Origin of the sequence: Candidatus Allofournierella excrementavium (genome assembly GCF_048526665.1) — a bacterium.
In the GTDB taxonomy this organism is placed as follows: Bacteria; Bacillota; Clostridia; order Oscillospirales; family Ruminococcaceae; genus Allofournierella_A; species Allofournierella_A excrementavium.
Window position 1 is genome coordinate 125,697 of the sequence record NZ_DBGFPE010000005.1, and the last position, 22,284, is coordinate 147,980.

The 22,284-nt window shown below is 64.7% G+C and carries 22 protein-coding genes; 14 read left to right on the forward strand and 8 right to left on the reverse strand.

The genetic code is table 11. The features are described 5' to 3' along the window. Positions 1-89 precede the first annotated feature (89 nt). The gene (locus ACMI1Q_RS01495; protein WP_177522024.1) at positions 90-593 is read right to left on the reverse strand and encodes a GreA/GreB family elongation factor; all 504 of its coding nucleotides are present in this window, start codon (positions 591-593) and stop codon (positions 90-92) included. 190 nt (positions 594-783) lie between these two features. Here ACMI1Q_RS01495 and ACMI1Q_RS01500 point away from each other — a divergent pair, with 190 nt between their 5' ends. The 9 genes from ACMI1Q_RS01500 (at position 784) to ACMI1Q_RS01540 (ending at position 9,742) form a co-directional block, all read left to right on the forward strand. Further along, on the forward strand, positions 784-1,965 hold the full coding sequence (locus tag ACMI1Q_RS01500) for a DEAD/DEAH box helicase (RefSeq protein ID WP_177522023.1): 1,182 nt from the start codon (positions 784-786) through the stop codon (positions 1,963-1,965). A gap of 128 nt (positions 1,966-2,093) precedes the next feature. Further along, positions 2,094-2,735 (forward strand): MerR family transcriptional regulator, encoded by a 642-nt coding sequence (locus ACMI1Q_RS01505; protein ID WP_419502555.1) that lies wholly within the window; start codon positions 2,094-2,096, stop codon positions 2,733-2,735. Then, positions 2,716-3,030 carry a heavy metal-binding domain-containing protein gene (locus ACMI1Q_RS01510; RefSeq protein WP_419502556.1) on the forward strand — a complete coding sequence of 105 codons (315 nt, stop codon included), beginning with the start codon at positions 2,716-2,718 and terminating at the stop codon, positions 3,028-3,030. Before ACMI1Q_RS01505 ends, ACMI1Q_RS01510 begins: the two co-directional genes overlap by 20 nt. Before the next feature lie 19 nt (positions 3,031-3,049). Continuing rightward, positions 3,050-3,829: a YhfC family glutamic-type intramembrane protease gene (locus ACMI1Q_RS01515; protein WP_419502557.1), complete on the forward strand. Its 780-nt coding sequence runs from the start codon at positions 3,050-3,052 to the stop codon at positions 3,827-3,829. A 291-nt stretch (positions 3,830-4,120) separates the two neighbouring features. Then, complete coding sequence (locus ACMI1Q_RS01520; protein WP_419502558.1) at positions 4,121-5,290, forward strand: BMP family ABC transporter substrate-binding protein; 1,170 nt, start codon at positions 4,121-4,123, stop codon at positions 5,288-5,290. A gap of 94 nt (positions 5,291-5,384) precedes the next feature. Beyond that, positions 5,385-6,923, forward strand: a complete 1,539-nt coding sequence (locus ACMI1Q_RS01525) for an ABC transporter ATP-binding protein (protein WP_419502559.1) — start codon at positions 5,385-5,387, stop codon at positions 6,921-6,923. Next, positions 6,920-8,026 (forward strand): ABC transporter permease, encoded by a 1,107-nt coding sequence (locus ACMI1Q_RS01530; RefSeq protein WP_419502560.1) that lies wholly within the window; start codon positions 6,920-6,922, stop codon positions 8,024-8,026. The genes ACMI1Q_RS01525 and ACMI1Q_RS01530 overlap by 4 nt, the downstream gene beginning before the upstream one ends. A gap of 3 nt (positions 8,027-8,029) precedes the next feature. Beyond that, positions 8,030-8,986, forward strand: a complete 957-nt coding sequence (locus ACMI1Q_RS01535) for an ABC transporter permease (protein ID WP_330056685.1) — start codon at positions 8,030-8,032, stop codon at positions 8,984-8,986. A gap of 153 nt (positions 8,987-9,139) precedes the next feature. After that, on the forward strand, positions 9,140-9,742 hold the full coding sequence (locus tag ACMI1Q_RS01540; RefSeq protein ID WP_419502561.1) for a helix-turn-helix domain-containing protein: 603 nt from the start codon (positions 9,140-9,142) through the stop codon (positions 9,740-9,742). A 46-nt stretch (positions 9,743-9,788) separates the two neighbouring features. On the opposite strand, the gene ACMI1Q_RS01545 is transcribed toward ACMI1Q_RS01540, so the two are convergent. Genes ACMI1Q_RS01545 through ACMI1Q_RS01565 form a run of 5 tightly spaced genes read right to left on the reverse strand, consistent with a single transcriptional unit; the run spans position 9,789 to position 12,967 of the window. After that, positions 9,789-10,112 (reverse strand): branched-chain amino acid transporter permease, encoded by a 324-nt coding sequence (locus ACMI1Q_RS01545; protein WP_177521989.1) that lies wholly within the window; start codon positions 10,110-10,112, stop codon positions 9,789-9,791. Between the two features lies 1 nt (position 10,113). Continuing rightward, on the reverse strand, positions 10,114-10,818 hold the full coding sequence (locus ACMI1Q_RS01550) for an AzlC family ABC transporter permease (protein WP_177521990.1): 705 nt from the start codon (positions 10,816-10,818) through the stop codon (positions 10,114-10,116). A 33-nt stretch (positions 10,819-10,851) separates the two neighbouring features. Next, on the reverse strand, positions 10,852-11,718 hold the full coding sequence (locus tag ACMI1Q_RS01555; RefSeq protein WP_419502562.1) for an EamA family transporter: 867 nt from the start codon (positions 11,716-11,718) through the stop codon (positions 10,852-10,854). 17 nt (positions 11,719-11,735) lie between these two features. Further along, positions 11,736-12,191 (reverse strand): threonine/serine exporter family protein, encoded by a 456-nt coding sequence (locus tag ACMI1Q_RS01560; RefSeq protein WP_419067529.1) that lies wholly within the window; start codon positions 12,189-12,191, stop codon positions 11,736-11,738. Continuing rightward, positions 12,188-12,967 carry a threonine/serine exporter family protein gene (locus tag ACMI1Q_RS01565; protein WP_177521993.1) on the reverse strand — a complete coding sequence of 260 codons (780 nt, stop codon included), beginning with the start codon at positions 12,965-12,967 and terminating at the stop codon, positions 12,188-12,190. The genes ACMI1Q_RS01560 and ACMI1Q_RS01565 overlap by 4 nt, the downstream gene beginning before the upstream one ends. 122 nt (positions 12,968-13,089) lie before the next feature. On the opposite strand from ACMI1Q_RS01565, the gene ACMI1Q_RS01570 reads away from it, so the two are divergent. Next, positions 13,090-13,434 carry a hypothetical protein gene (locus ACMI1Q_RS01570; protein WP_419502563.1) on the forward strand — a complete coding sequence of 115 codons (345 nt, stop codon included), beginning with the start codon at positions 13,090-13,092 and terminating at the stop codon, positions 13,432-13,434. Between the two features lie 44 nt (positions 13,435-13,478). Here the strand turns inward: ACMI1Q_RS01570 and ACMI1Q_RS01575 are convergent, their stop codons facing one another. Continuing rightward, entirely contained in the window at positions 13,479-14,825 is a 1,347-nt protein-coding gene (locus ACMI1Q_RS01575) for an MATE family efflux transporter (protein ID WP_419502564.1), read from the reverse strand. 242 nt (positions 14,826-15,067) lie between these two features. Between ACMI1Q_RS01575 and ACMI1Q_RS01580 the strand changes: the two genes are divergently transcribed. Beyond that, entirely contained in the window at positions 15,068-16,591 is a 1,524-nt protein-coding gene (locus tag ACMI1Q_RS01580; RefSeq protein WP_419502565.1) for a hypothetical protein, read from the forward strand. 61 nt (positions 16,592-16,652) lie between these two features. Here ACMI1Q_RS01580 and clpB read toward each other — a convergent pair whose 3' ends face one another. Next, a complete protein-coding gene (gene clpB, locus ACMI1Q_RS01585) occupies positions 16,653-19,253 on the reverse strand; it encodes an ATP-dependent chaperone ClpB (RefSeq protein WP_417026676.1) in 2,601 nt (866 codons plus the stop codon). Between the two features lie 272 nt (positions 19,254-19,525). Between clpB and ACMI1Q_RS01590 the strand changes: the two genes are divergently transcribed. The 3 genes from ACMI1Q_RS01590 to ACMI1Q_RS01600 all read left to right on the forward strand — a co-directional run bounded on the left by ACMI1Q_RS01590 (position 19,526) and on the right by ACMI1Q_RS01600 (position 22,277). After that, entirely contained in the window at positions 19,526-19,918 is a 393-nt protein-coding gene (locus tag ACMI1Q_RS01590; RefSeq protein ID WP_394981193.1) for a DUF3783 domain-containing protein, read from the forward strand. Between the two features lie 148 nt (positions 19,919-20,066). Then, the gene (locus tag ACMI1Q_RS01595; RefSeq protein ID WP_419502566.1) at positions 20,067-21,053 is read left to right on the forward strand and encodes a hypothetical protein; all 987 of its coding nucleotides are present in this window, start codon (positions 20,067-20,069) and stop codon (positions 21,051-21,053) included. A gap of 108 nt (positions 21,054-21,161) precedes the next feature. Next, complete coding sequence (locus ACMI1Q_RS01600; RefSeq protein ID WP_419502567.1) at positions 21,162-22,277, forward strand: FAD:protein FMN transferase; 1,116 nt, start codon at positions 21,162-21,164, stop codon at positions 22,275-22,277. The last annotated feature ends 7 nt before the right edge of the window (positions 22,278-22,284 follow it).

A 22,284-nucleotide genomic window follows, 5' to 3' on the forward strand; every position in this document is an offset into this window, starting at 1 on the left:
TTTGTCACTCCGTTCCCGGGCGGCAGGGCCGCCCGCTTTGTATTTTTGGTATGTACCGTCAGTATACCACACCGGCGGGCCGGGGGCAATCAGTACTGGCTGATGGGCAGGTTTTCGTCGTCGGTGCCGGGGCGGATGCCGCGGATGGTCACCGGGTAGGAAACGTCGGCGTTCACCTGCACCGTCACCGTGTCGCCCACCTTGCGGCCGAAGATGGCCCGGCCCAGGGGCGACTGGCGGCTGATGTGGCCGCCGCCCGCGTCCACCCGCAGGGTGGTCACCAGATGCACCTCCATCTCCTCGTCGTCCTCGGGCAGATACAGGGTCACATAGTCGAACAGGCCCACCCGGCCCTCGGCGTGGTCGGTCTTCACCACCCGGGCGGTGCGTATCATCCGCTGCAGGTAGCGAATGCGGCTCTCGTTGCGGTTTTTCTGGCGCTTGGCCTCTTTGTATTCAAAGTTCTCGCTCAAATCGCCAAAGGCCCGGGCCTCCTGCACGTCCTTGATGTACTGGGGGCGCAGCACCAGAATGCGGTGGTCTATCTCCTCCTGCATCTTTTTGATGTCCACTTCGGTCAGCTCGTCGTACAAAACCGAACGCCTCCTTTGCCCTTTGTCTGCCCTTCACTATACCACATCCGCGCCGCCGGCGCAAAGCAAAAGCCGCAAAAGGGCCTTTCTGCAAGGGTCTCTTTGTGGTATAATACCCCTGTTGAACATAAAATAAAGGACCCCGCGGCCCGGCGCGCGGCTGGGGCGGGGCACAGAACGGAGAAAAACTATGCTGTACAAAGACCTCACCGGCGTGCGGCCGGAGATTTTGCAGGCGGTGGAGCGCATGGGCTTCACCGAGATGACCGAAGTGCAGGAAAAGACCATCCCCGTGATGATGGCGGGCCACGACGTCATTGCCAAGGCCCCCACCGGCACCGGCAAGACCTGCGCCTTCGGCATCCCCATCATCGAGCGCATCGACCCCTCCCGCCCGCTGCCCCAGGCGGTCATCCTGGCCCCCACCCGTGAGCTGGCCCAGCAGATCGCCGGAGACCTGGAGGACCTGACCCACTTTCTGCCCGACGTGCGCACCGTCTGCGTCTACGGCGGGGCGGACATGCAAAAGCAGGCCAACCGCCTGAAAAAGGGCTGCCAGATCGTGGTGGCCACCCCCGGCCGCCTGATGGACCACATGCGCCACAAGAGCATCGACGTGAGCGCCGTCACCAGCATCGTGCTGGACGAGGCGGACGAGATGCTGAACATGGGCTTTTACAAGGACGTGCGCAAAATCATCGACGCGATGAAGGCCCGCAAGAGCCTGTGCATGTTCAGCGCCACCATCAGCCGCGAGGTGATGGACATCGGCTGGCTCTACCAGCGGGACGCGGAAGAAATTATCGTCCAGCCGGTGCAGGCCAGCCAGCCCAAGATCACCCAGTACACCCTGTGCACCACCGGCCGCTCCAAGCTGGCGGACGTGGCCCAGATCATCATCTCCGGCGGCTACAAGCGGGTGATGGTGTTCTGCAACACCAAGTTCACCACCGCCACCCTCACCAACCAGCTGGCGCGCCTCCACTTCGTCACCGACTGCCTCCACGGCGACCTCTCCCAGGGCGAGCGCAACAAGATCATGGCCGCCTTCCGTGAGGGCAAGATCGCCGTGCTGGTGGCCACCGACGTGGCCGCCCGGGGCATCGACGTGGAGGACGTGGACGCGGTCATCAACTACGAGGTGCCCTCCTCCAACGAGTACTACACCCACCGCATCGGCCGCACCGGCCGCGCCAAGAAGGAGGGCGTGTCCTACCTGCTGTACGATGCCAGCGAGAAAAAGCGGGTGGACGAACTGCTGCGCCTGACCCGCAGCAAGGCCACCCCGGTGCACTGGGACGAGAGCCACACCACCCTCATCGAGGAAAAAGTGGACACTGGCGACAAGTTCCAGATCCGCAGCTATTTCTAAAACGAAAGGCGGGCCGCGGGCATGGGCGCATCCCCGCGCCCGGTCGGGCCCGCATTTTTTTGCAAAAAGGGATTGACCTTCCCCTTTGTGGATGGTTTACACTGAGGGCGAAAGGGGGAGAGAAAGGGTTGCGCATCAAGGAGGTGGAGGCCCGGGTGGGCCTTTCCGCCAAGAACATCCGCTTTTATGAAAAGGAGGGCCTTCTGGCCCCCCGGCGGCAGGCCGGCAACGGCTACCGCGACTACGACGAGGGCGAGCTTTCCACCCTGCGGCGCATCAAGCTTCTGCGCAAGCTGGACGTGCCGCTGGAGGAGATAAAGGCCATGCTGGCGGGCACGCTGACCCTGGACGAGGGGATGCGCCGCCATCTGGTCACGCTGGAGAGCCGCCAGAAAAATCTGGACACCGCCCGCCGCCTCTGCGCCGAACTGGCAAAAGCGCCCGGCCTGCTGGCCGCGCTGGACCCGGAGGCCGCGCTGGCGGAGGTGGCACGTCTGGAACAAAAGGGGGTCCGCTTTATCGACATTCAAAAGACCGACCGCAAAAAGAAAGCCCACGGAGCCTGGATTTCCGCCCTGGTGTTCATCGGCCTGATGGCCATGGTGGAGGGGCTGATGGTGTGGGCTCTCACCGTGGACCCGGTGCCCCTGCCGGTGGCGTTTCTGCTGGCGGGCTGGCCGCTGGTGTTCGTGGCGGGCGCGCTGCTGGCGCTGCGCCAGCGGCTGAAAGAAATCAGAAAGGGTGAAGAGGATGCTTATCGTAACTACTGAGAATACCCCCGGCCGCCGCTATGAGGTGCTGGGCGTTGTGAAGGGCAACGTGGTGCAGAGCAAGAACTTCGGCAAGGACTTCATGAGCGCCATGAAGACCCTGGTGGGCGGCGAGATCACCGCCTACACCGAGATGTTGGGCGAGGCGCGGCAGATCGCTTCCGGCCGCATGGCGGCGGAGGCCGAGGCCCTGGGGGCGGACGCCGTGGTGGCCATGCGCTACGCTTCTTCCAGCGGGATGCAAGGCGCGGCCGAGTGCATCGCCTACGGCACCGCCGTCAAGTTCATCGACTGAGCGAAGGGAGAAAAACGCCATGAGCTTTGTCTTTTCCGGCGTGCAGGTGGCCTCCTTCGCCGCGGCCGCCTTCTGCACCCTGGTGCTGCCGGTGGTGCTGCTCATCGTGCTGGCCGTGATGAAAAAGATACGCCTCGCGCCGCTGGCGCTGGGCTTTGTCAGCTTTTTCGTCAGCCAGATGGTGCTGCGCATCCCCCTTTTGCAGCTGCTCAGCGCCGCCGGCGCGCTGAACGACATCGCCGCCAACACCGTGCTCTATGCGGTGGTGGTGGGCGGGCTGTCCGCCGGCCTCTTTGAGGAGACCGCCCGCCTGGGCGGCGCGGCCATCCTGAAAAACTACCGCACCTGGAAGGACATGGTCAGCTTCGGCCTGGGCCACGGCCTGTGCGAGGTGATGCTCATCGTGGGCATGACCCACGTGAACAACCTGCTGCTGATGGCCGCTCTCTCCGACCCCGGCGGCCCCCTGGGCGTGCTGCTGGCCGGGGCGGACAGCGCCACCCTGGAACTGGTGGCCGGCCAGCTGGCGGCGGCCACGCCTGCGGTGGTGGCCCTGGGCCTGCTGGAGCGGGTGAGCGCGGTGCTCTTCCACCTCTTTGCCACGAGCCTTGTGTTCACCGCCGTCATCCGGCGCAAGTCCCTTTGGTACTTCGCGGCGGTGGCCGCCCACACCCTGTTCAACTCGCTGGCGGTGCTGCTGGCCGGGTTCGGCCTCCTCGCGGTGGAGCTGGTGCTCTTTGCGCTGGGCCTTGCCATGGGGGCCTGGGTGCTTGCGTCCCGCCGCCGGTGGCCCGCGTGACGTTTGCACTATCGTCCGCATCGACAGAAAGTGAAAAGTCATACTTTTGCGACGGCAAAGTTCCCGCAAACCCGCACGGCAGGCCGCTGTGCGGGTTTTCTCTTTGGGGCAGACGAACAAAAACCATTGTGCAAAAGGGGCGCGCGGTTGGCGAAAGCGCCGAAGTTGGCGAAATGTGTTGAAATCGTGAACGAGCCGGGCTAAAATGATAGTGTTCCGAACAGGGGTAAGTATTTCGGCTTACCCCGTTTCTTGTTTTCTTGCAACAATAAAAACAGGGGGAAACCGAACATGAAAAAGCTTCTCAGCATCCTGCTGGCCGGCGCCATGGTCCTGAGCCTCGCTGCCTGCGGCGGCGACACCGGCACCAGCACCAGCGAGCCCGCTTCCGCCTCCACCGGCACCAGCGAGTCCGCCTCCGCCACCGGCGGCATTCCCAAGGACGAGATCAAGGTGGGCGTCATCCACCTGTCCGACCCTGCCGAGGGCAGCGGCTACACCTACACCCACGACCAGGGCATCATCGGCATGCAGCAGAACCTGGGCCTCGCCGATGACCAGATCGTGCGCAAGATCTCTGTGGACGACACCGACGCCGCCGCCGTGGAGACCGCCATCACCGAGTGCGTGGAGGAAGGCTGCAACATCATCTTCGCCACCTCCTGGGGCTATATGGACACCTGCGAGGCTCTGGCCGAGGAGTTCCCCGACGTCATCTTCAGCCACGGCACCGGCTACAAGTCCAACGGCACCAACTTCAACAACTACTTCGGCCGCATCTATCAGGCCCGCTACCTGAGCGGCATCATCGCCGGCATGAAGACCGAGACCAACAAGATCGGCTACGTGGCCGCCATGGGCCAGGAGAACGGCGAGGTCACCAGCGGCTGCAACGCCTTTGCCATGGGCGTGGCCAGCGTGAACCCCGACGCTGAAGTTTACGTGAGCGTGACCAACAGCTGGTTCGATCCCGAAGGCGAGAAGCAGGCCGCCGAGCGCCTGATCGCCGAGGGCTGCGACGTCATCGGCCAGCACTGCGACACCCCCAACCCCCAGACCGCTGCCGAGGAGCACGGCGTTTGGGGCGTGGGCTACAACAGCGACATGACCAAGGACGCCCCCGGCGCCACCCTCACCAGCGTGATGTGGGACTGGAGCGTCTACTACACCAAGGCCGTGCAGAACGTCATCGACGGCACCTGGGTGGCCGGTGAGAAGGTGGACAACTACTTCGGCGACATGGCCGACGGCCTGGTGACCCTGGGCGAGTTCAACGCCGACCTGGTGACCGACGAGATGATCGCCAAGGTGGAGGAAGTCAAGGCCCAGATCATTTCCGGCGAGTGGGACGTGTTCGACGGCGCCACCGAGATCATGGACAACGAGGGCAACGCCCACACCCTGGAGGGCGCCGACTACGGCAGCTGCAACTGGTACTACGAGAACGTGAATGTTCTGTAAGGCCGGCTTTTACAAAGCTCAGAAAAGGGCGGTCTCTGACCGCCCTTTTTCCGGTTTTCCCCCTTCACATCACCCCGAGGAGGTAAAAGGACTTATGGCAGAAATGCAGTGCGCCATCCGGTGCAGCGGCATCACCAAGGCCTTCGGCTCCGTGGTGGCCAACGACGCCATCGACCTGGAGGTCAACTACGGCGAGGTGCTGGCGCTGCTGGGCGAGAACGGCAGCGGCAAGACCACATTGATGAACATGCTTTCGGGCATCTACCACCCGGACGCCGGCCAGATCTTCGTGAACGGCCAGCCGGTGTCCATCGCGTCCCCCGTGGACGCCCGGGCCCTGGGCATCGGCATGATCCACCAGCACTTCAAGCTGGTGGAGGTGTTCACCGCCATGGAGAACATCGTGCTGGGCATGCCCGGCAAAATGCCCTCCCGCAAGGCCCTGCGGGCCGAGGTGAAGGGCCTGTGCGAGGCCTACGGCCTGGAAATTGACCCGGAAAAGCCCGTCTGGGAGATGAGCGTCTCCGAAAAGCAGACGGTGGAGATCCTGAAGGTGCTCTACCGGGGCGCGAAGATCCTGATCCTGGACGAGCCCACCGCCGTGCTCACCCCCCAGGAGACCGAAAAGCTCTTCGACATTCTGCGGCAGATGAAAGCCAAGGGCTGCGCGGTCATCATCATCACCCACAAGCTGAACGAGGTGCTGGCCATCAGCGACCGGGTCACCATCCTGCGCAAGGGCAAAAGCGTGGACACCGTGGCCACCGCCGAAGTGGACACGAACCGCCTCACCGAGCTGATGGTGGGCCACGCGGTGAGCCTGGCCATCCGCCGCCCCGAGCCGAAAGACGTGCACACCATCCTGAAGGTGGTGGACCTGACGGTGGAAAAGCCGGACGGCAGCCTGGGCCTGGACGACGTGAGCTTCCACATCCACAGCGGCGAGATTTTGGGCGTGGCGGGCGTTGCCGGCAGCGGCCAGAAGGAGCTGTGCGAGTGCATCGCCGGCCTTGTGCCCGCCAAAAAGGGCGCGGTGCTCTATAAAAAAGAGAACATCCTGGGCAAGAGCCCCGAGGCCATCATCGATTTGGGCATCTCCATGAGCTTTGTGCCCGAGGACCGGCTGGGCATGGGCCTTGTGGCCAGCATGGGCATGACCGACAACATGCTGCTGAAAAGCTACCGCTCCGGCAAGGGCCCCTTCGTGGACCGGGCCCCCGCCCGGGCGCTGGCCAAAAAGCTGGTGGAAGAGCTGTCCATCGTCACGCCGGGCATCGAGACCCCGGTGCGGCTGATGAGCGGCGGCAACGTGCAGAAGGTGCTGCTGGGCCGGGAAATCGAATCCGACCCGAACCTTCTCATCACCGCCTACCCGGTGCGCGGCCTGGACATCAACTCCAGCTACCTCATCTACGACCTTTTGAACAAGCAGAAGGAGAAGGGCGTGGCGGTGATGTTCATCGGCGAGGACCTGGACGTGCTGCTGGAACTGTGCGACCGCATCCTGGTGCTCTGCCACGGCAAGGTCACCGGCGTGGTCAAGGCCGGTGAGGTCACCAAGGAGCAGATCGGTCTGATGATGACCGGCGAAATGAGCGAGGAAGAAAAGCGGAAGGAGGCGGCGGAGCGATGAGCACCCCTGCAACTGTCAAGACCCACTGTGAGCCGCTGCTGCACACGGTCAAGCACGCCGAGCGTTCGGGCCGCCAGACGGTGGCCCTGCGCCTTGCGGCGGTGGCCCTGAGCCTTGTGGCCGGCGGCATCTTCATCCTGGCCATCGGCCAGAACCCCTTTGCGGTCTACGCCACCATCGTCAAGGGCGCGTTCCGCAGCCCGCTGGCCATCCAGGCCACCATCAAGTACACCATCCCCCTGTGCATCTGCGCCCTGGGCGTGACCCTGGCCTTCAAGATGCGCTTTTGGAACATCGGCGGCGAGGGCCAGCTCATCATGGGCGGCGTGTTCGCCAGCTGGTTCGCCCTCTTCTGCACCGACTGGCCCCACCCGCTGCTGCTGGCGGTGATGTTCGTGGCGGGCGCCATCGGCGGCGGCCTGTGGGGCCTGCTGCCCGCGGTGTTCAAGAGCCGCTGGAACACCAACGAGACCCTGTTCACCCTGATGCTCAACTACATCGCGCTGCACATCGTCTCCTGGCTGCAGTCCGGCCCCTGGCGGGACGAAGGGGCCAACGGCTTCAACAAAATCGCCCGCTTTGACAAAAACGCCGGCCTGGACAAGGTGCTGGGCGTGCACTTCGGCTGGATCATCATGCTGGTGCTGGTGGTGCTGGTCTGGGTGTATCTGAAGTACACCAAGCAGGGCTACGAGATCAGCGTGGTGGGCGAAAGCCAGGACACCGCCCGCTACGCCGGCATCCATGTGAAAAAGGTGGTGCTGCGCACCATGTTCCTCTCCGGCGCCATCGCCGGCATCGCCGGCGTGTGCCAGGTGGGCGGCAGCGACATGACCCTCTCCATGGGCGTGGCCGGCGGCGTGGGCTTCACCGCCATCATCGTGGCCTGGCTGTGCCAGCTGAACCCCGGCATGATCTTGGTCGTTTCCTTCCTGTTCAGCGTGCTGGAAAAGGGCAGCGGCGTGGTGCAGAGCGAGTTCGGCCTCTCGGCCGACAGCGCCGACGTGCTGCAGGGCGTCATCCTCTTCTTCATTCTGGCCAGTGAGTTCTTCGTGCGCTACGGCTTCGCCTTGCGCAAAAAGCAGCCGAAAGGAGGCCAGTGAGTCATGGACCTGTTCATCAAATTCCTGGTGGCCGCCGTGGGCGCGGGCACCCCGCTGCTCTTCGGCACCGTGGGCGAAATTCTCAACGAAAAGGTGGGCCACCTGAACCTGGGCGTGGAGGGCATGATGGCCATCGGCGCCTGCGCCGGCTTCATGGCGGGCTACCTCACCGACAACTTCGCCCTGGCCCTGCTGGCGGCCTTTGCCGCGGGCGTGCTCAGCGCCCTCATCTACGCGGTGCTCACCGTCACTTTCCTGGCGAACCAGAACGTGGCCGGCCTGACCATGACCATCTTCGGGGTGGGCCTGTCCAACTTCATCGGCGTTTACATGCTGGACAAGAGCGGCGCCAGCACCCTCAAGCTGCCGGAGAACGTCACCGCCCAGATGCGCAGCGTAACCATCCCGGGCCTGAGCGACCTGCCGGTGGTGGGCGAGCTGCTGTTCAGCTACAACCCCTTCGTCTACATCGGCATCCTGGTGGCCGCCGTCTGCGGCTTCTACCTCTACCGCACCAAGACCGGCCTGAACGTGCAGGCCATCGGCGAGAACCCCGCCGCGGCGGACGCCGCCTCCATCCAGGTCACCCGCTGGAAGTACATCAACATCCTCTTGGGCGGCGGCATCTGCGGCATCGGCGGCGCCTACTGCTCCATGATCATCAACAGCGGCGTGTGGATCTCCAACAGCGTCAACGGCCTGGGCTGGATCGCCGTGGCCCTGGTCATCTTCGCCGCCTGGAAGCCCCATGTGGCCATCCTGGGCTCCTTCGTGTTCGGCGCGCTGCGGGTGCTGAAATACTACAAGATGGGCTTCATGGCCGGCTGGCCCGACGCCTTCTTCGACATGCTGCCCTTCCTCATCACTGCCCTCATCCTGGTCATCACCAGCATCCGGGGCAGCAAGGGCGCCCACATCCCCGCCAGCCTCGGCGTGAACTACTTCCGCGAGGAGCGGTAAAAAAAACACAGGCAAAAGCGCCCGGACCCATGGGTCCCGGGCGCTTTTTTTCGGCATTGCAACCGCCGGTTGACAAAAGGGCAGGCAAAGGGGGTAGCTTCGCAACCGCCCTTTCTGCTATGATGGGGGAGAAACGAAAGGAGGCGCTGACCCATGAACACAGCACAGCGGCTGCAGCAGCTGCGAAAGGAAAAGGGCATGTCCCAGGAGGAACTGGCCGAGCGGCTGGGGGTCTCCCGGCAGGCGGTGTCCAAATGGGAGAGCGGCCAGAGCTCGCCGGACGTGGAAAAGATCGTGGCCGCCAGCGAATTGTTCGGCGTGACCACCGACTGGCTTTTGAAGGGCGTTCGCCCGGCGGAGGAGCCCGCGCCCGCAAGGCGAAAGCTGGCGGGGCGCATCCTCTTTGCGGCTTCGCCCGCCCTGGTGGCCGCGGGGCTGTTCCTTGCCCACACAGGCCGGCAGGAATTGCGCCCCTTCGCTGCCTGTGCGGGTTTTGCCGCCCAGGCGGTGGGGCTGGCGCTCTACTTCATCGGGCAGACCCTGGCGGGGGAGAAGGGCCCCTTCTGGGCCGCCTGGCTGGACCTGGCGGGCGTCGTGCCGCTGCCGCTGTATTCTCTTACAGCGCGGGCGGCTATTGTCCTCCTGGACACGGAAATGCCCTGGGAGACCTTCAAAGCGCTGCGCGGCGCCGCCTTCTGGCTGGTGTATCTGGCTCTGCTGGCGGCCGGCTTTTTCCTGCTGCGAAAACGAAAATAACAAAGGGGCGGCCCCGCAAAAGCGGGGCCGCCCTTCCTGTTTTCTCTCACAGAGGCAGCCGGATGAGCAGCATGTACACCGCCGTGCCCCCGAAAATGCTCAAAAGGGTGTTGCGCCGCCACAGGTGCAGCGCCGCCGTCACCGCCAGCGCCCCCAGCTGAAAGGCGGCCTCCATGCCTCCGGCGGCGGGCAGGCCCTTCAGGCAGTAGACCACCAGAATGGCGATGATGGCCCCGGGCAGCACTCCGCCCAGATACCGCACCGCACCGGGCATGGCCCGCTTGCCGCCGAACACCGCGAAGGGCAGCGCCCGGGTGAACAGGGTCACCCCGGCGGCGATGAGCAGCACCCACAAGGGATACAGTTCCATTTCACGCCGCCTCCTTTTCTCTGTTCAGCACCGGCCGCGCCAGCAGCAGCACCGCCACCGTGGTGCAGAGCGCGGGCAGCAGGAAGTTGTCCGGCCCCAGCGCCAGCAGGAACACCGCGCCGCAGCCCAGGCCCAGCAGGGCGGGCAGGTGGCTTTTCGCCCCCCGCCACTGCTCCAGAAAAATCACAAGGAACAAAGCCGTCATGGAAAAGTCGATGCCGGTGAAGTCTAGCGGCAGGCCGCCGGCAAAGGTGCCCAGCAGGCTGCCCGCCACCCAGTAGAGCTGGTCCAGCAGGGCCACCAGGAACATGGCGCCGTTTTTGTCCACCCCGGCGGGCACCTCATCCATGCCGCAGAGCACGGAATAGGTCTCGTCGGTGAGGGAGAAGATCATGTAGGGGCGCTTTTTGCCCATGGAGCGGAAGCGCTCGATGAAGGAAAGCCCATAGAACAGATGCCGCGCGTTGATGAACAGGCTCATCAGCGCCACGGTGGGCAGAGCCGTGGGCGCGGCCAGAAAGCCCGCCAGCACGAACTGCAGGCTGCCCGCGTAGACAAGGCCGCTGAAGGCCAGGGACCACAGCGCCCCGAACCCCGCCTGCCGCAGCAGGATGCCGAAGGCCGTGCCCAGAAACACATAGCCGAACAGCACCCCCAGCGACTGGCGGAAGGCAAACCGGGCGGTCTGCCGCCAGTTCGTCTCCATGAACAACACCTCACACAAAAAAGATAGCGCCCCTCACGCCGCCAGCATGCCCAGCGTGCCGGCGCACAAAAGCCCGAGGCCCAGCGCCGCCCGGCGGCCCAGCCGCTCGCCCAGCACCAGCCGGGAGAAGGCCACCGTCACCAGGATGCTCAGTTTGTCGATGGGGGCCACCGCGCTGGCGGGGCCCAGCTGCAGCGCCCGGAAGTAGCACAGCCAGGAGCCGCCGGTGGCAAGGCCGGAAAGGGCGATGAACCAGCCCTCCCGGCCGCTCATGGCCCGCAGGCCTTTGGTCTTGCTGGTGGCCAGCGCCACCGCCCAGGCCATCACCAGCACCACCGCCGTGCGGATGGCGGTGCCCAGGTTCGAGTCGATGCCCGCCATGCCCAGCTTCGCCAGGATGGAGGTGAGGGCGGCGAAAAAGGCCGAGAGCAGGGCATAGAACAGCCAGCCGTGGCCCGACGCGGGCCGCGGGGCGTGTTCGCCGGGCTTCCAGGCCATCAGCCAGCTGCCCGCGCCGATGGCCGCCGTGCACACAAGGCGAAGGCCGCTGGGCTCCTCGCCCAGGAAAGCGAAGGCCAAAAGGATGGTAAGTACGGTGCTCAGCTTGTCCACCGGCACCACCCGGTTCACGTCTCCCAATTGCAGCGCCTTGAAGTAGCACAGCCAGGACGCGCCGGTGGCAAGGCCGGAGAGCACCAGAAAGGCCCACCCGGCGGGGGAGATGCCCGCAACGCCCGCCTGCGCCCCCGCCAGAAACACCACGGCCCAGGCCATGGCCAGTACCACTACGGTGCGCAGAGCGGTGGCCAGGGTGGAACCGGTGTGCTTCACGCCGCACTTGGCCAGCACCGAGGACAGCCCCGCGCACAGCGCCGAGCCGAACGCCCACAGCACCCACATGGAAAATAGCCTCCTTTTCAGCGCCCGCGGAAGGGGGCAGCCATCCGGGCGAACCACCCGGCGGGCACCTCAAAGCCCACCAGAATGGCCAGCACCATGGCCGCCGCCAGCTTCACGGTCTCAAAGCCGGTGAGGCTGGCCCCGGCCAGGTCTCCCTCCACCAGGGCGTAGGCCGTCTGGTAGATGCCAAGCCCCGGCACCAGCGGAAAGATGCCGGAGATGAGGAAGATGGTCACCGGGCAGCGCAGCTGCACCGAGGAAAAACGGCTGATGAGCACCACCGCCAGGGTGGCGAAGAAGGTGGCCGTTAAAGCGCCCAGGGGCCCGCGCAGGGCGATGAACACCAGCCACCCGGCGGCCCCGGTGAGGCCGCAGCGGGGATAGTAGCGGGCGGGCACATGGAAGATGAGGGAAAAGGCCATGGTGCCCAGGCCCGCGAAAAACACTTCGGAACAAAAACGCCACACGGTCATGCCAGCACACCTCCCAGCCCGGCCCAGAGGGCCATCACAAGCCCCACGCCAAAGGCCATGCACACCACCACCAGAAACACGTCCAGCATGCGCACCGCGCCGGAGATATAGTCCTCGTCGGCGATGTCGCGGATGGCGTTGGTGAAGGCCACGCCCGGCAGCAGGGGCACCAGCGAGCCCACCGTGACCATGCTCAGCTGGCTGCCGAGGCCCAGGCGGGTGAGCAGGATGGCCACCGCGCACACCAGCGCGCCGCCGGTGATGTTTGCGGCGATTTTGGAAAGCCGGCCCCGCACCGCCACCAGCAGATAGAGATAGAGCACCAGCCCCGCCACAAAGGCGGCGGCCCCGTCCGCCAGGGTGCCGCCGAAGATGTAGCAGAAGGACCCCGCGCCCACGCCGCTGGCCAGCACCTGCTGCCAGCGGGGCCGCCGGGGCATGTCCTGTATCTCCAGAAGGCGGGCATGGGCCTCTTCAGGGGTGTGCATCCCCTGGGCGATCTCCCGGCTGAGCTGGTTCACCGCGTCCACCTTGTCCAGCCGGCTGCCGGAGAGGGGGATGTGCCGCACCTTGGCAAGGCAGTGCTGGCGGCCGTCGCTGGCGGTCATCATGATGCCGTTGCTCAGCACAAAGGGCTCGAATCCCTCGCAGCCATAGGCCGCGGCGATGCGCTCCATCGTCTCGGTGACGCGGAAAATTTCCGCCCCGCTGGACACGAGGATCTCTCCCGCCAGCGCCACCGTTTCAAACACAAGTTCGCTCTGTTCGGCCCCCATGGCCCGACCTCCCTTTTCGGAAAGAGGATTTGCAAAGTCTGCATTTCTTCACTATAATAAAATAATCCGGGCCGGGATGCAAGAGGCGGCCCCATCCAAGGCAGAGAAAGGCGGCGCGGCGCGTGATACGGTTCAACTATCCCTATTATCCCCTTCAGTGGTACAAAAACGGCAACCCCGTCTCCGGCAACGCGGGCCAGTTCAACTACAAGACCCTGCGCCAGGGGGACGAGCTGCGGGCCTGGTGGTGGCTGGGCCCCTGGTGCCTGGAAAAGACCGAGCATGTGGAGACTGCCGTCTTCCCCTTCGGGCAGGAGGGCGTCGACGCGGCCAGGGCCTGGCTGGAGGAGGCCTTCAACGCCATCCCCCGGGACGCCATCGAGGCCAAAAGCGCCTTTCTGGACTCGGAGCCCTGGACGCCCCCGGCCCCCGAGGAGGAAAAGGACGAGGACGCCCCGCCCTTCTGAACAGACAAAAAACGCCTGCGGCAAAAACTGCCGCAGGCATTTTTTTATACCGTTTTGATGCTGCGCCACTTGCCCGCCTTCCAGCGGATGATGAACAGCACGGCGCGCAGGTTCTCGTCCAGGGCGAAGGCCATCCAGATGCCCACCAGGCCCCAGCCCAGGTAGATGCCGAACAGCCAGGCGATGCCCACGCCCACGATCCACTGGCTCAGAATGCCCAGCGCCACCGGGAACTTCACGTCGCCCACCGCCTGCAGGTTGCGCACCAGCACGATGTTGAAGGCGCGGCCTATCTCCAGCACCACCTCCACCCACATGGTGCGGCAGCCCAGCGCGATGACCCGCTCGTCGGTGGTGAACAGGCTGAACAGCGGCCTTGCGAAGATGGCCAGCAGCAGGGCGATGCCCATCGTCACCGGGGCGAAAAGGCGCAGCACCCGCCAGTTCTCCCGGTCGGCCCGGTCAAAATCTCTTGCGCCGATGCAGTAGCCGATGATGATGCCCGCGGCCTGGCTCACCGCGTTCACCAGCATGTAGCACACCTGGGCGAACATGTTCATGTACATGCGGGCGGTCACCGCGTAGGTGCCGATGGTGTTCACGAACACGAGGCTGGTGCTCTGGGACAGATTGTAGGAAAGGCCTTCGCCCCCGGCGGGCAGGCCGATGCTCAAAAGCCGGCGCAGCAGGTCGGTGGGGAAGGGCCGCAGCACCCTGGGGCTCAGGGTGGCCCCCTCCACGCTCTTGAAAAAGGCGAACAGCATCATCAGCATGCCCGCCGTGCGGCACAGGCTGGTGCTCAGCGCCGCGCCCGCCGCGCCCAGCCGGGGCAGGGGCCCCAGGCCGTAGATGAAGGCGGTGTTGCCCACGATGTTGATGAGGTTGATGGCGCCGGTGGAGCACATGATGACCAGCATGTGGGCGTGGGCCCGCAGGAAAGCGCTGAAGGTGAGCATCAGTGCCTGACAGGGCAGGCTGAGCGCCGCGATGAGCAGGTAGCTGCGGGCCTCCGGCACCGCCTCGGGCGGCACCTGCATGATGGCGAACAGACCGTCCGCCCCCAGCAGCAGCCCCACGGTGATGACAAGGCTCAGCACCAGATTCAGCCCCGCGGCCAGGGTGTAGATCTGGCGCACCTTGCCCAGCTGCCGCGCCCCCAGATACTGGCTCAGCAGGATGGTGGCCGCCAGACTGATGACCGTGAAGGTCAAGATCAGCGTGTTCATGATCTGGTTGGCGTTGCCCACCGCGGCCACCGCCGTCTCGTTGTAGTGGCTGAGCATGATCTGGTCGATGTTGCCCACCAGCATCTGCAAAAGCAGTTCGATAAAGACCGGCCAGGTCATCTTCAGAAGCGAAAACTGCATCTCGCCCGTGGCGGTGCGTTCCATATCCGTTCCTCCTTTGGGGCGCGGCCCCGCCTGGATTTCCTCGCACATTATACACCCCGCCGCGCCCCTTTGATAGAGGGAAAAATCGACGACGTTTACAAAATAGAAAATGAGGTTTTGTGCGATATGCGCAAAGCGGGCCGCCAAATCCGCCCGGGCGCTCCGCCGCCCGGCGGATTGCCTTTTGGCCCGTTTTGTGGTACGCTGTTTCTGTTATCAAAACCGAAAGGGGGAGCGGGCGGATGAGCGGTTCCAAAAAGCGCTGGGCCTGTGCGGCGATCGCCGTGGGCCTGCTGGGCGTTTCGGCGGCCTTCCTACTGCGCTTTTCCTATTCCACCAGTTTCCTCTGGCCGGGCTACTGCGGCTACGACTCCGCCATCTTCCAGACCATCGGCAAATACTGGGCCCAAGGCTCGGTGCCCTACCGGGACCTCTTTGACCACAAGGGCCCGCTCATCTTCTTCATCGACATGCTGGGCTACTGGCTCCACGGCCGGGCGGGCATCCTGGTGCCCCAGACGGTGAGCCTTGCCGCCACCCTCTTCTTCCTCTACAAGCTTGGCCGGGTGTATCTGCCCCGGCCGGGGGCGGTGCTGGCGGCGGGGGTGGCCCTGGTGTATCTGGCCCGCACCTTCGACGAGGGCAACATGACCGAGGAGTACGCCCTGCCCTTCATCGCCGCCAGCCTGTGGATGGCCGCGGGCTGGTGCGAGGGGCTGAAAAAGGACCCCGACACGCCCCACCCCTGGCGGTACGCGGCGGTCTACGGCCTCTCCTTCGGGGCCATCCTGCTGCTGCGGGTCACCAGCGCGGTGAGCATCTGCTGCTTTGTGCTGGTCATCACCCTTCACACCCTGTTTAAAAAGCAATGGGCGGCGCTGGGCAAAAACGCCGCCGCCTTCCTGGGCGGGTTTGCTGCCGTCACCGCGCCCTTCTGCGTCTACTTCGCTTTTTACGGCGCGCTGGGGCAGATGCTCTACGGCACCATCGGCTACAATTTGCTCTATGCCACCGAGTTTTCCCTCACCGATTACTACGGCGGCTCTCCCTGGGCCTCCGCCACCTTCCGGCGCACGGTGCTGGACTTCGGCGCGCCGGTGCTGCTGCTGGCGGTGCTGGCCCTTCTGTGCATCCTGCGCGCGCCCCGGCGGCCCCTGGGCTGGGCGGCGCTGCTCACCGCCGGGCTGAACATGTATCTGCTTTTCTCCAACCGGCCCTACCTGCACTACTTCATGATCGCCGCGCCGCTGGTGCCCCTGGCGCTGGGCATGGCGTGGAAGCTGTGGGCGGAGGACAAAGCCGCGGCAAAGCGTGCCGCCGGCTGGCTGGCGCTGGTGCTGGCGGGGGCCTATCTCGTCAGCCTTGCGGCGCGGCTGCCCGGCTGGCAGCGGGACAGCTTCATGGCCCGCTATCCAAACGAAACAGCGGACTACAACAACATCGCCCGCAGCATGGCGGCGGTCATCCCCGCCGGCGAGCGGGACTCGGTGCTGGCCTGGGAGGTGGACGCCCAGTGGTATCTTGCCACCGACATCCGCCCTTGCCAGAACTACTTCATCCACCAGGAGTGGCAGAGCGCCGCCGACCCGGAGATGGCCGCCGAGCAGGCCGCCCGTCTGGAAGCGGACCCGCCGGCCTGGCTGGTGGTGGGCAATGTGACCAACGCCGACGTGGCCGACCTCATCGCCCGGGAGTACACCGCCGTGAGCGGCCGGGCGGAATTCTATGAGTTCTCCGGCTACACCCTCTACCGGCACAACGGCTGAAAACAAAAAAGCGGCCCGCCCCGTGTTTTCCACGGGGCGGGCCGTTCTTTGTTCAAAACTGTCAGCGCAGCACCAGCTGGCCGTTCTCCACGTCCACCGTCAGGGTGTCGCCGGCGTTGTGGGCGCCGCCGATGATCTGACGGGCGATGAGGGTCTCCACCTTGCTCTGGATGAACCGCTTCAGCGGCCGCGCGCCATAGACGGGGTCGTAGCCCGCGTCGATGATGAAGGCCTTGGCCGCGTCGGTCACCGCGAGGCTCAGCTGCTTTTCGGCCAGACGCTGGCGCAGGTCGGCCAGCTGCAGCTCCACGATGCCGCCGATCTCCTCCCGGGTCAGGGGCTTGTAGAAGACGATTTCGTCCAGCCGGTTCAAGAACTCCGGCCGGAACTGGGTCTTGAGCAGGCCCTCCACCGCGGTGCGGGCCTCGGCGCTGATGGAGCCGTCCGGGCCGATGCCGTCCAGGATATACTGGCTGCCCAGGTTGCTGGTGAGGATGATAATGGTGTTCTTGAAGTCCACCACACGGCCCTGGCTGTCGGTGATGCGCCCGTCGTCCAGCACCTGCAACAGGATGTTGAACACGTCGGGGTGGGCCTTTTCCACCTCGTCGAACAGCACCACGCTGTAGGGATGGCGGCGCACCGCCTCGGTCAGCTGGCCGCCCTCCTCATAGCCCACGTATCCCGGAGGGGCGCCGATGAGGCGGCTGACGCTGAACTTCTCCATATACTCGGTCATGTCGATGCGGATCATGTTCTTCTCGTCATCGAACAGGGCCTGGGCCAGGGCCTTGGCCAGCTCGGTCTTGCCCACGCCGGTGGGGCCCAGGAACAAAAAGCTGCCGATGGGGCGGTTCGGGTCCGCAATGCCGGCCCGGCTGCGCAGGATGGCCTCGGTGACCTTCTGCACCGCCTCGTCCTGGCCGATGACCCGCTTGTGCAGGATGTCCTCCAGGCCCAGCAGCTTCTCGCGCTCGCCCTCCACCAGCTTCTCCACGGGAATGCCGGTCCAGCGGGCCACGATGCGGGCAATTTCCTCGTCGGTGACCCGGTCGCGCAGCAGGTTATCCTGCTTTTCGCCCGCGGCCTCCGCCTTCTTCTCCTGCTCCGCCAGCTGTTTCTTCAACTCCGGCAGCTTGCCGTACTTCAGTTCGGCGGCCTTGTTCAGGTCGTACTCCCGCTCGGCCTTCTCGATGGCCGCATTGGTCTTTTCGATTTCCTCACGCAGGCTCTGCACGCTGCCGATGCTGGACTTCTCGTTGTCCCACTGGGCCTTCATGGCGCTGAACTTCGCGCGCATCTCGGCCAGTTCCTTTTGCAGCGCCGCCAGCCGCTGGGCGCTCAGCGCGTCGGTCTCCTTTTTCAGGGCGGCCTCTTCAATTTCGTGCTGCATGATCTTGCGGCGCAGGTCGTCCAGTTCCGAGGGCATGGAGTCCATCTCGGTGCGGATCATGGCGCAGGCCTCGTCCACCAGGTCGATGGCCTTGTCCGGCAGGAAACGGTCGGTGATATAGCGGTTGGACAGGGTAGCCGCCGCGATGAGGGCGCTGTCCTGAATTTTCACGCCGTGGAACACCTCGTAGCGCTCCTTCAGGCCGCGCAGGATGGAGATGGTGTCCTCCACCGTGGGCTGGTCCACCTGCACCGGCTGGAACCGGCGCTCCAGGGCCGGGTCCTTCTCGATGTACTGGCGGTACTCGTCCAGGGTGGTGGCGCCGATGCAGTGCAGCTCGCCCCGGGCCAGCAGAGGCTTCAGCAGGTTGCCCGCGTCCATGGCGCCGTCGGATTTGCCCGCGCCCACGATGGTGTGAAGTTCATCGATGAACAGGATGATTTGTCCCTCGCTCTTCTTCACCTCGTTCAGAACGCTCTTGAGCCGTTCCTCAAACTCGCCCCGGTACTTTGCGCCCGCCACCAGCGCGCCCATGTCCAGACTGAAGATGGTGCGGTTTTTCAGGTTCTCCGGCACGTCGCCGCGCACGATACGCTGGGCCAGGCCCTCCGCGATGGCGGTCTTGCCCACGCCGGCCTCGCCGATGAGGCAGGGGTTGTTCTTGCGCTTGCGGGACAGAATACGGATGACGTTCCGAATTTCGGTGTCACGGCCGATGACCGGGTCCAGCTTCTGCTGGCGGGCCAGCTCCACCAGATCCTGGCCGTACTTCTTCAGCGCGTCGTAGGTCTCCTCCGGGTGGTCGCTGGTCACCCGCTGGCTGCCCCGCACGGTGGCAAGCTGCTCCAGAAAGCGGTTCTTGTCGATGCCGAAGCTGCGCAGCACCTGCCGCACCGCCTCGTTGGGCTGTTCGATCAGCGCCAGGAACAGATGCTCCACGCTGACGTATTCGTCCTTCATGCTTTCGGCGGTGTGCTCGGCGGCGGTGAGCACCTTGTCGGTGGCCGCTGAGATATAGATTTTGTCCGGCTCACGGCCCGAGCCCGTCACATGGGGCAGAGCCGCCACCTTCTGGGCGGCAGCCGCGGCAAAGTTGCCCGGCTCCACGCCCAGCTTCATCAGCAGCTGCGGGATGAGCCCGTCCTGCTGGCTGGCAGTCGCGGCCAGAAGGTGCTCAGGCTCCAGCGCCTGGTTCTGGTACTCGATGGCCAGCTGCTGGGCGCTTTGCAGCGCCTCCAGCGTTTTTTGCGTATATTTGTTTGTATTCATACAGTCCGTCCCCCCTTGAGAAAGCGGTCCAACTTGGAAAGATTCTTAGTTTTAGCACTCTCGTGCTTCGACTGCTAATATTGTATTCCTGCCCCTGGGGATTGTCAAGTGTTTTCACAAAAAATTTATAAACGGGCCGGGCGCGTTGCCAGCCGGGCGAAAAATGTGGTATCATCCCCATATAGTATAGTATTTAAAGAAGAGGGCCATGCGCCGCGGCCGCCAAAGCTTTTGGGGGCCGCCCGCCGCGCCCTTTGGGAGGTCATATAAATATGAAAGCACACATCGCCGCTCTGCCGCCTGCCGCCGCGCTCGCCTGGAAGGTGCCGCAAGGCAGCGGGCTGGAAAAAGTCTGCGCCGGGGCCGGGGTGCGCCTGCGCACCGTGGAAGAACAGGACCTGGGCCGCACGGTGGCCGACCTCTGCGGCCTGCCCGGGGCGGGGGAGGGCAGGGAGCCCCTTTCCCCGGCGGACCCCACCCCCGCGCTGGTGCTGTGGGGGCTGGACCGCAAGGCGCTGGATGCCTTTCTCGACGGGCTGAAGGCCGCGGGGGTGCGCATCCCCCTCAAGGCGGTGGTCACCGACACCAACCGCGCCTGGACCTTTGCCGCCCTGCTGGAAGAACTGCACGCCGAGCATCGGGCGGTGCAAAAGAATGACAAATAAGAAAAAATTCGCAGGATTGGAACCATTCTGTCATCTTTTACCCACCAATTGACATTGACAAACATATGTCACATAGGTATAATAGGGTTGCTGCCCGTAAAAGGGCAAAATGGATGTATATGTTCGTTTTTGAGAGGAGTAAGACAACATGAAAAAAGTTTTGGCTTTGGTCATGGTCCTGGCTCTGGCTCTGAGCTTCACCGCTTGCGGCGGCTCTGCCAAGAAGGTCAAGACCGGTATCGCCATCGTCTCCAGCCTGAGCGGCACCAACGCTTCCGCTGATGAGACCGGTCTGGCTCAGGTGGACAGCACTGTCGCCGCCGTGACCGTTGACGAGGACGGCAAGATCGTTTCCTGCAAGATCGACGTGGCTCAGAACAAGGTGCCCGTGAACGCTGACGGCAGCTTCGACACCTCCCTGACCTTCAAGTCCAAGCAGGAGCTGGGCACTGACTACGGCATGACCCCTGCCAGCCCCATCGGCAAGGAGTGGAACGAGCAGGCTGACGCCTTCGCTGCTTACGTTGTGGGCAAGACCGCCGCTGAGGTGGAGGCCATCGGCGTGACCGGCGAGCACAACGCCCCCGACGTGGCCGACCTGGCTGCTTCCTGCACCATGAACGTGGTGGACATCAAGGCCGCCATCGTGGAGGCTTGCAACAACGCTCAGGATCTGGGCGCCACCGCCGAGGATACCCTGGGCCTGGGCCTGTCCACCGAGATGAGCTCTTCCAAGCTGCCCACCGCTGACGAGGCTGGTCTGGTCCAGACCGACACCACCTACGCCGCTGTCACCTACGACAAGGACGGCAAGGTCACCAGCACCCTGCTGAACTGCACCCAGGCCAAGTTCGATGTCACCACCGAGGGCACCGTGACCCCGAAGAGCGAGACCATCGTTCCCAAGATGGAGCAGGGCGACGACTACGGCATGCGCGCTGCCAGCCCCATCGGCAAGGAGTGGAACGAGCAGGCCAACGCCTTCGCTGCTTACCTGACCGGCAAGACCGCCGCTGAGGTCAGCGCCATCGGCGTGACCGGCGAGCACAGCGCTCCCGACGTGGCCGACCTGGCTGCTTCCTGCACCATGAACGTGGTGGCCTTCATCGACGCGGTGGGCCGCGCCATGGCCTGATCGAAGGCAGCTGCCTGAGAACAGATAGAACCCCGGGGCTGGGCCGCAAGGCCCGGCCCCTTTTTTCCATCCGGCGGCGGAAAGCCGCCCTTTGAAAAAGGAGAAGCCATGGGCAAACGAGTTGTGAGTTTTGTGCTGGGCCTTGCGGTGTGCGCCGGGCTGCTGAGCGGCTGCGGCGGCGGGGGAGCGTCCTCCTCCGCGCCCCAGGACCCGGAACTGGCCGGGTACGAGCGCTACACCGTGAGCTGGTTCGACGTGTTCGACACCGTCACCACCGTCATCGGCTACGCCGAGAGCCAGGAGGAATGGGACCGCCAGATGGAGGCCCTCCACGCCGACCTTGTGGAGTATCACCAGCTGTATGACATCTACTATTCCTACTCCGGGGTGACCAACCTGCGGGACGTGAACGCCCAGGCGGGCCAGGGCCCCGTGACGGTGGACGCGCGCATCATGGGCCTTCTGACCGAGGCCAAAAGCATGCACGAGACCACCGGCGGCAAGATGAACGTGGCCTTCGGCACGGTGCTCAAGATCTGGCACAACTACCGGGAGGCCGCGCTGGACGACCCCGCCCAGGCCGCCGTGCCCTCCATGGAGGAGCTGGAGGCCGCCGCAGAGCATTGCAATATTGATGACCTCATCCTGGACGAGGAGGCCTCCACCGTCTATTTCGCCGACCCGGAGATGCAGCTGGACGTGGGCAGCGTGGGCAAGGGCTACGCCGCAGAGATGGTGGCCCGGGCCGCCGAGGAGCGGGGCCTCAAGAGCGCCCTCATCAGCGTGGGCGGCAACCTGCGCAGCATCGGCCACAAGCCCGATCGTTCCCGCTGGACCGGCGGCATCCAGAACCCCTGGACCACCACCGCCGACATCGTGCCCGCCGAGTCGGGCGGGTACGTGGCCGTGGTGGAGGTGGAGGACATGTCCCTGGTCACCAGCGGCAACTACCAGCGCTACTATGAGCTGGACGGCGTGCGCTACCACCACCTCATCGACCCGGACACCCTGATGCCCGCGAACTACTATTCGGCGGTGAGCGTGCTCGCCCCGGACTCCGGCCTTGCCGACTGCCTGTCCACCGGCCTTTACTGCATGCCGCTGGAAGAGGGGCAGGCCCTGGTGGAGAGCCTGGAGAACGTGGAGGCCATGTGGATGATGAACGAGGAGGACGAAGTGGTCTACTCCAGCGGCTTTGAAGCCCATCTGAAACAGGCTTCCTGAACCTTCC